Genomic DNA, 1,194 nt, shown 5'->3' with positions numbered 1-1,194 from the left:
GTCGAGCGGGTGCCGAACGGCTGCCGTGCGGGGGCGGGGTCAGACGGGCACCCGCAGCGAGGACCGGCCGGCCCGCCAGGCGTCGAGGAAGCGGTCGGCGAGAACGTCCTCCAGATGGTTCGTGGCGTCCACGCCGAACGCCACGTCGGCGTCCAGGTGCGGCTCCTCCGTGAGCAGCCCGGCGACGACCTCGTGCCGTACGACCTGCTCGTGGACGGCGTCGGCCTCGACGTGCTCGGTGTAGAAGTGCTCGGCGGCGGCACCGGCCCCCGTCCGCCGCATCGCCTTCGCGAGCCGCCGGGAGGCGGGGGAGGAGGTGATCTCGACGGTCGCGAAGTGGCCGACGAGGGCGCCGCGCAGGGACCGGTGCAGCCCGAAGAGGGACATCAGGTTCACGAGGGCGAGGGTCTCGGCGCGGGCCACGTCCACGTAGCGGCCGTAGGACGGGTCGAGCCCCAGGTCCGTCATCAGGTCGGCGAAGAGACGGGCGTGGACCCGGTCGGCCCGGCCGCCGCCGAACTCGTCGAACTCCACGGCGGCCATCCCGGCCTTCGCCCGCCCCCACAGCCGGGGCAGCACCCAGGCGTGCGGGTCGGCCTCCTTCAGGTGGTAGAGGGAGCGCTGGGCGGCGTACTCCCGCAGCTGCCACAGCTCGCCCTCGTCCGCGAGGAACCGGCTGACGCCGGTGCCGTCCGTGTCGTTCACGGGTTCCACGAGCAGCTCGTCCAGCGCCTCGTCAGCGCGTTCGTGCCGGGTCGCGACGGCCCGCAGGGCCTCCAGGAACGGCCGCTCCAGCGAGGCCCGGAACCGCAGCAGCTCCGGGTCCCACTCGCGGTCGTCGGCGACGCCCGCGAATCCGCGGTAGTGCAGCTCGTAGCAGAGGTACAGCGCGAGCTGCAGATCCTCGCCGAACGGGTCGGCCCCCGCGACCTCCCGCCCGTCGGGCGGCGGCCCGCCCCCTCGCAGGCACTCCACGAGGGCATCCGAGATCCCGCCCCTCCCCTCGGGCAGCGACGGTTCCTCCGACCGGACATCCATGCGCGCCGGGTACCCCAGGACACGTCATTAGTCACCCGAAGATCGGACACCCCGCCCGGCACCCCGGCACGCGACCTGCGCCGGAACGACCCAGGGCGTGCCCCGCGGGCCCACGGGCGCGGCCGGGCGCAGGGGGCCGGGGGGCACGCCCTGGGT

The 1,194-nt window shown here is 74.9% G+C and carries 1 protein-coding gene; it reads right to left on the bottom strand.

Features of this window, described 5'->3' with window-relative positions:
* Positions 1 to 39: 39 nt before the first annotated feature.
* A complete protein-coding gene (locus AOK23_RS37095; RefSeq protein WP_055716886.1) occupies positions 40 to 1,038 on the bottom strand; it encodes an iron-containing redox enzyme family protein in 999 nt (332 codons plus the stop codon).
* Positions 1,039 to 1,194: the final 156 nt, after the last annotated feature.

Source organism: Streptomyces torulosus (assembly GCF_001419765.1).
Taxonomy (GTDB): Bacteria; Actinomycetota; Actinomycetes; order Streptomycetales; family Streptomycetaceae; genus Streptomyces; species Streptomyces torulosus.
This window is presented reverse-complemented; position numbering and strand designations above follow the sequence as displayed.